The 6940-nt window shown below is 61.0% G+C and carries 3 protein-coding genes and 1 pseudogene; 1 reads left to right on the forward strand and 3 read right to left on the reverse strand.

Features of this window, described 5'->3' with window-relative positions; all coding sequences use genetic code 11:
- Positions 1-366 precede the first annotated feature (366 nt).
- Positions 367-3087, reverse strand: a complete 2721-nt coding sequence (locus MTR72_RS39995; RefSeq protein WP_341512326.1) for a PAS domain S-box protein — start codon at positions 3085-3087, stop codon at positions 367-369.
- A 299-nt stretch (positions 3088-3386) separates the two neighbouring features.
- Here MTR72_RS39995 and MTR72_RS40000 point away from each other — a divergent pair.
- Positions 3387-4411: pseudogene (locus MTR72_RS40000) on the forward strand (IS110 family transposase).
- A 345-nt stretch (positions 4412-4756) separates the two neighbouring features.
- On the opposite strand, the gene MTR72_RS40005 reads toward MTR72_RS40000, so the two are convergent.
- Both MTR72_RS40005 and MTR72_RS40690 read right to left on the reverse strand, forming a co-directional pair.
- Positions 4757-5977: a diaminopropionate ammonia-lyase gene (locus MTR72_RS40005; RefSeq protein ID WP_341512327.1), complete on the reverse strand. Its 1221-nt coding sequence runs from the start codon at positions 5975-5977 to the stop codon at positions 4757-4759.
- A 97-nt stretch (positions 5978-6074) separates the two neighbouring features.
- Positions 6075-6830, reverse strand: coding sequence for a S1/P1 nuclease (locus MTR72_RS40690; protein WP_445819690.1), 756 nt, complete (start codon positions 6828-6830; stop codon positions 6075-6077).
- Positions 6831-6940 lie beyond the last annotated feature (110 nt).

A 6940-nucleotide genomic window follows, 5' to 3' on the forward strand; every position in this document is an offset into this window, starting at 1 on the left:
GCGGGCCTCCTGTGCGTGGCGGCATTGGCATGCCCCAGCGCATCAGCGTTATCTCGGTTTCGGCTTCTGTGTGCGTGCCGGAGCTGGATAGTCCGGGAAGACACTGAGCATCGGCTATAACTTGCCGAAGTAGCGATGAACGCGAATAAATGAATGGAAGAGGGCAGGATTGGCGCAGGGCGCGGCAAGTTGAACTGCACCGCTGAAAATGTTGGGTCATCGGAACGGCCGCCATTGCCCGTTGCTGGCTGGCGGCCCAGCATCCGAGCAATGGCGGACGGCGACTAGGGACTCTCGTTCGGCGCCGTATGACCAGCCTTCGCGAGTGCCTTGGAGATGTCGCTTGCGGCATGCTGCATGGCACAATCAGACTTCCCTAAGTGGGAACACCAGGGTGAACCGCGCGCCCGGTTCAGCGGATCCGGCCGTCAGCTTTCCTTGGAGCTGGGCTGCCAAGCTGTTGATCACGCGCATGCCGAGGCTGTCGCGCGCCTTGGCGAGGTCGAACCCCGGCGGAAGCCCCACGCCATGGTCCCACACATCGAGCCGATACAAGCCGTTTGGTTGCCGTGCGCCCAGCACCTCCACCTCGCCCGGCCGGTCCGCGGGGTAAGCGTACTTGTAGGCGTTGGTGAGGAGTTCATTGATGAACAGGCCGAGGGGGACGGCCAAGTCCGCGCTCACCACCGCCGGGTCGGCGCGACAGCGGGTGGAATGTTGGGGCGCAGTGTGCGCGATGGTCTCGCCGAGGCCGCACAGGAAGCCGCCAAGGTCGATCTCACGCGCATTGGTCCCCCGCCAGAGCTGATCGTGCACGTTGGCGACGGCATGCACCCGCAGCGCCGCGTCCTCCAGCACTCGACGCGCGGCGCCGTTCATACTGCGTCCCTGCAGATTGAGGATACTTGAAACGAGAGTCAGACTGTTCTTCACGCGATGGCTGACTTCGTGGATCAGCGTCTTCTGTAACTCCTCCAGCTCCTTCTTCTCAGTGATATCAGTGTTTGTCCCGAACCAGCGGACCACGTGCCCCTCGGAGTCCTTTACAGGTTCCGCGCGCGAGAGAAACCACCGATACCGTCCATCGGCGCCGCGCAGGGGGAAGGTGTCCTCCCACGGCTCGCCGGTATCCCACGCGCGTTGGATGCGCTCGACCACCCGCGCGACGTGATCGGGGTGATGGACTTTGGTCCAGCCCCAGCCCTGCATCTCTTCCGCTGTGGTCCCTGTATAAGCGTACCACCGCAGATTGTACCAGCAAATCCAACCCTTCGCGTCCGCCATCCAGGCGAGCTGCGGCAATGAGTCGGCCAGACTCCGGAACTGTTCCTCGCTTTCGCGAAGCGCATCCTCGGCCCGCCGCGCATCATCGATATCGATGCAGATGCCGATCCCTTTCACCACCTGACCCATGTGGTCGCGCACAGCGGCCGCGCGCAATAGGAACCACCGCCAAGCCCCGTCGGCGCGACGGATCCGACATTCCGTCCTGACCGCCCGGTCCGACCGCACGGCCTCTCCCCAAAGAGCGGCGGCGCGGTCCTGATCATCCGGGTGGCAGATCTTGCGCCAGCCGTGCCCGAGCAGGACTTCCTTCAACAAGCCAGTGTACTCACAGTACTGTTCGCTGACGTAGGTATTGCGCCCCTCGGTATCCGTCTCGAAAACCAGCCCGGGAATGGCTTCGGCCACCGCGCGGAAGCGGGCTTCGCCGGCTCGCGCTTCGGCTGCCCGCTCGCGCTCCAGCATCTCTCCGGTGATGTCCTCGACCTGGTGGATGATGTGACGGACCTCGCCGTCTGGACCGAACGCCGGCGTGTTCAGCGGCGCCCACCAGCGCACCTCGAAAGTCCCATCAGGGCGCCGGATGTCGTACTTCTGCACCGGCATTCGATCAGCGGCGCGCTGCTTCAGGACCCGCTCAAGCGAGGCGCGCAGGTTGCGCGCCCCGGCGGCCCCCCGGTCGGTGGGATTTTCCGGAAAGGCCTCAAATAGCCGCTTGCCGACCAGGCCCTCCCGGCGGGTCATGGTCGCCTCGAGATAAGGCTCCGAGACCTCCTCGATCGTGAAGTCCGGCGCGAGCACAAGGTGCGCGGTATGCTGCGCTTGATAGAGCAAGCGGAAGCGCTCTCCATACTCCTTCTGGGCATGGATGTCGGTGCATGTTCCAAGCCAGCGGACGATGCGGCCCGCCTCGTTGCGAACGGGGCGCGCGCGGCCCAGTACCCAGCGGTAGACGCCGGAGCGATGCCGCAAACGGTATTCGATTTCGTAGGGCTCGCCTGTCTGGAGGCTGTGGCGCCAGCGCGCGAAAGTTTCCACGCGGTCGTCGGGATGAAAAAGCTGCGCCCACTCATCGCCCTCAGTCGAGCCGGGCTGCGCGCCCGTGTATTCGTACCAGCGCTCGTTGAAGAAGTCATGATAGCCGTCCGGGCGCGCGGCCCAGACGATCTGGTCGACTGAGTTGACGATTGTCGCCGAGGTGGCGCGGCTCTCCTCAAGCTCGCGCTTGGCTTCCAACCGCTCAAGTGCGACCCCGAGCAATTGCGCCATTCCCATCATGAACTCGGCGTCCGCCTCGTCCCATTCGCCGGTATCCGCGGGGCTGTCGGCGGCCAGCGCACCCCAGCGGCGATCGGCACCGAGGGGGATAGGCACGCTCACCGTTCGCCTGACGCCATGTTCCGCCAGAAGCCGCGGCGTTCGGAACCTTTCCTCTTGATCGAGGTGGTCCGAAATAATCGGCGCGCCCGTTCGGAACGCGAACCCGGCAGGCGTGTCAAGACCCATCACTTCTTGGCCGACAAAGCCCGGCTTCCACCCCACGCCGGCGCGGAGCAAAAGGGCGTTATTGGCGGGCAGGAACTCGGCTGCCTTGCTGAACCGCGCATGCATGCCCTCGGCGCACAAGCGCACTGCTGAGTCCAGCAGGTCATCGGGCGCTGACGCCTCGATCGCCCGCCGCCCGAACTCGGCGAGAGTCGATTGCTGGTGCAGTCGGTAGGCCAACTCTTCCGGTCTTGCCGGAGCGGCTGCACCGCCTCGCCGCTCTGTCGCATTTTCCGTCCGACGCATCGGCCGCTCCAAGCGGATCTCCCAGGGCAATGACGCGCAAGACAGCCGGTTCCGCTCGCCGGGTCTGGATTTTCCATAGGGCGCTTTGGGGCGTGAGAGTTGCACGCACCAATTCATCGATGGAAGAGTCATGTTTTGCACGTTCAGGCTGACGGCGTGTCGCCATTCGCCAGAATTTTGCTCGATACATCCGTGTGGAAGTTTGCCTCTTGATTGGTTGTCGCGCCGTAGATGGGGGTGATTGCGGTTGCTGCTCGAAAGGCTCAGCCTGGAAGGGAGGCCGGCGAGCCGGCGGCAGCAGGAGCGGGAATATGAAGCACTATGCCGGTCTGGATGTTTCGCCAAAGGAGACGGCTATCTGTGTTGTGGACGAGAATGGCGTCGTCATTCGCGAGGGCAAAGCACTTTCGGAACCGGAGGCTATTGTTGCCTGGCTCAACGAAAGCGGGTTGCCCATTGTCAAGATCGGGATTGAGATTGGTGGTCTCGTTCGTTGGCTGTACAGCGAACTGCGTGCTGCCGGCTTACACGCAGTCTGCATCGATCCCCGAAGACTGCGTGGCGTGACTAAGAAAATGCCGATTAAGACCGATCGAAACGACGCTCGCGCTATTGCACAGGTAATGCGGGTCGGCTGGTACACCGTCGTTCATATCAAGGGTGACCTGAGCCAGGAGCTACGAATGCTTCTCAACAATCGCAAGACGCTTCTGATCAAGCAGATCGATATCGAGAATGAAATTCGCGGCGTCTTGCGCGTCTGCGGCTTAAAGCTGTCTGGTCGTATATCTCAAGTGACGTTTGAGCAACAAACTAATGAACTCACAGACGGCCATCCACGGCTCGCGGCCCAATGCTTGTGGCTCGAGCCGCGCTGCGTGAACAGTACTGCGTCCTACACAAGATGGTACTTGAAATAGTGCGCCGCGAACCGACATGTCAGCGGCTCATGACGATACCAGGTGTTGGTGCACTGACGGCAATCACTTTTCTAACAACCATTGATGACCCGGATCGCTTTCAACGCTCCCGCGACATTGGCGCGCATCTCGGCCTCACGCCACGCAAATACGCATCCGGGGAAATCGATCGGAATGGCGCTATTTCGAGGTGCGGCGATGTGATGCTCAGGACCATACTTTATCAGGCCGCGCTTGCACTTCTAACCCGCACCCAGCGTTGGTCCGCATTGAAAGCCTGGGGTGTAAGGGTGGCCGAGCGATGCGGCCTTCGCCGAGCAGTCGTAGCAGTCGGACGAAAGTTAGCGATCGTGATGCATCGGATCTGGGCAGATGGAAGTGAGTTCCAGTGGACCCGCGAGGAGGCGACCGCATGATCAATTAGCAATTCATCGGATCCGCCGACAAGGCGCGATGACGTCCTGCGAGGACGAGGTCGGGATGACTGCGCCGCAATCTGTGTACCTGGTAGTACGCGCCTAATAGATAGCAGCTCCCGATCTTCGGACTACCATCCTGAGGCGACCATGAACGTCGACCTCGTAGACAAGAGCGAGCCTCGCAGGCTGTCGTAACAAGCTGAACACTTGTGCCGGTAACCGCAATCAGACAGGAGATTGCACATTCGGACGTCTTTCCAAGCGCGTATTCAAACAGAAGCGTTCGGGACTTAAAACCCATTCTGCTTAAGAACGTCGGGATCGCAATTGGGCTTCGACCGATTAGAGGTTTACGGACCCGCCCGTGCAATTATTCTTAGCGATCACTTGCGCTGGCGTCTGGCCGACAAGCCCCTCGTAAAGACGAGGATCAGTGGCCCCTTCGGTGTTGATCAAGAATATCCGTGCTTCGCGTTCAAGACCGATCTTATTGCGCAATGTCTCGTCGGAGGCGATCTTCAGCAAGCCGGCCAGACCGACACCGCCACTCTCCCCCGCGACGACAGCAGCGTCGCCATGATTGGGATTTGCCAGCCTTTTCATGACACTGATTGCGTCCTCGTCGTCCACAGTCATAAAGGCGTCCGCTGCGCGCGAAAGGATGCGCCAGGCGACGAGAGAAGGTTCATGGCATTCGAGCATCGCCATCACGGTCGATGGCCCATGCTCCACCTTGACCGGATGCCCGGCTCGAGCGCTCTCAAACAGGCATGCCGCGCGCGAGGGATCAACAACCGTGAAGAACGGGCGGTTGTCCCCGAATAGAACGGAGAGATGTCCCGCAATGGCTGCGGCTATTCCGCCTACGCCGGCCTGCACGAAGACGTGGGTCGGTGTGGTGGGCAACTGACGCAGTGCCTCGCTTACGAGGGCAGTGTATCCCTGCATCACGAGCCCGGGAATACGCTCGTAGCCCGGCCAGGACGTATCAGATACCGTGATCCAAGCCTTTTCCGCGGCAACTCGCGATGCCTCGGCAACGGAATCGTCGTAATTGCCGTGGACGCGGATGATCTGCGCGCCAAAACGGGCGATCGCGGCGATACGCTCGTCGCTAACACCTGAATGGACGAATATGGCGCAGTTCGCACCAACGAGCTTGGCGCCTTGCGCGACCGACCTGCCATGATTGCCATCCGTGGCGCAGGATACCGTCATCTCCCGTGCCACTGTCTTCACTTCAGGTGTGTGGAGCTCCAAGACATCAACAGATCGGCCGAGCTGCCGACCTGCTTCCTCTAGGACCAGCCGGATCACGGCGTAGGACCCGCCCAGCGCTTTAAAACTCCCAAGCCCCAGTCGCTGGCCCTCGTCCTTCAGATGGATCGAGCCTACACCGATCTCGTGAGCAAGGCCCGGCAACGAAACGAGCGGGGTCATCCTGTGGCCGTCGCGATGCGCTAGAAAGCGCTCCACGTCGCGCGCAGCGTGGAGGCTCAGCGTATCGGCATCCGAGTCATCCAGGGCAGAGCGGTGGTCGGTGTGCCGGTTGAGAAGCAGCATGGTTCGAGCTTTTCTTGGTCATTGAGGGTTCGAATGGAATACCTCATTCGCGACAAGATTGTGAGCCTGGGCGGCTGCTTAGTCGAACTGAATACAATTACATGACAATGCTCCATCGGATAACGCCGTCTTCGGGTGACGTTAGGCCGCCATCGATTTGCGACGACGATACACCTCTGCGAGCTGGCCGGGTCGCTAAGCCGCAGGCGACGCGACCGCGCGCGAACCTATCAGCAAGGGAGTTGCTTGCTGCTGTCGACCGAAAGCGTTGCATTTCCTCTACGAACCGCCGAGTGCATCGTCCAGAATAGCCTTGAGACGCGCGGCTCATTTCACTAGCGCTCCAAAGTGGGCTTTGATGGCCACGGCATAATCGTTGCCGATGTCCATGACCCGCAAGGTTGCGGTCGAGCGTTCCTGGCGGCAGGAGTTGGCTCTTATGTCCATCGCATGCGCTGAGGCGGCAATTCGCCTGGAGATCGACGAGAGAATCATCCCACATGCTGTGGAATATTGATGCGCGCGTATACGTCGCGCCGCAGGACCGTTTCCTTGCAAGACGATGTGAAGTTTGTTGCCGCCCGCCTTGATCGCCGTTGTGCTCGCTTACGTGCAACGGCTGCTCCAGGTCCCCAGCCAGATGAACAACGAGTTTCAGCTCGCGTAACCTGTCTGCCTCAAGCCGTGAATTGCCTTTGACGATCGCAATCGCCGCCGGAAGACCTTGGACGATGCAGGTGCCCTGGTTGCTTCCATCCTGGCGATCGAGGGAAGCGTCATACGTCGGTGGTTCGATGTCAATATCGATGAAATGCCAGCGATGGGTGTCCTTCCGGTACGAATTTATAGTCATCCGCCCAGTTTGAGATGGCGGCCAGCGAAGTGTCGCCGATCGGCTCCTTGAGTTTGGCCTGCGCTGCCGGACTTAAGTGCCGCTACGCCAGTTGCGCAATGACCGAATGG

Source organism: Bradyrhizobium sp. ISRA442, from assembly GCF_038085055.1.
GTDB lineage: Bacteria > Pseudomonadota > Alphaproteobacteria > Rhizobiales > Xanthobacteraceae > Bradyrhizobium.

What these genes read in the sequence shown, in the direction of transcription:
- MTR72_RS40005 (WP_341512327.1), bottom strand. Translation starts at nt 5,977, where the DNA reads ATGCTGCTTCTCAACCGGCACACCGACCACCGCTCTGCCCTGGATGAC.
- MTR72_RS40690 (WP_445819690.1), bottom strand. Translation starts at nt 6,830, where the DNA reads ATGACTATAAATTCGTACCGGAAGGACACCCATCGCTGGCATTTCATC.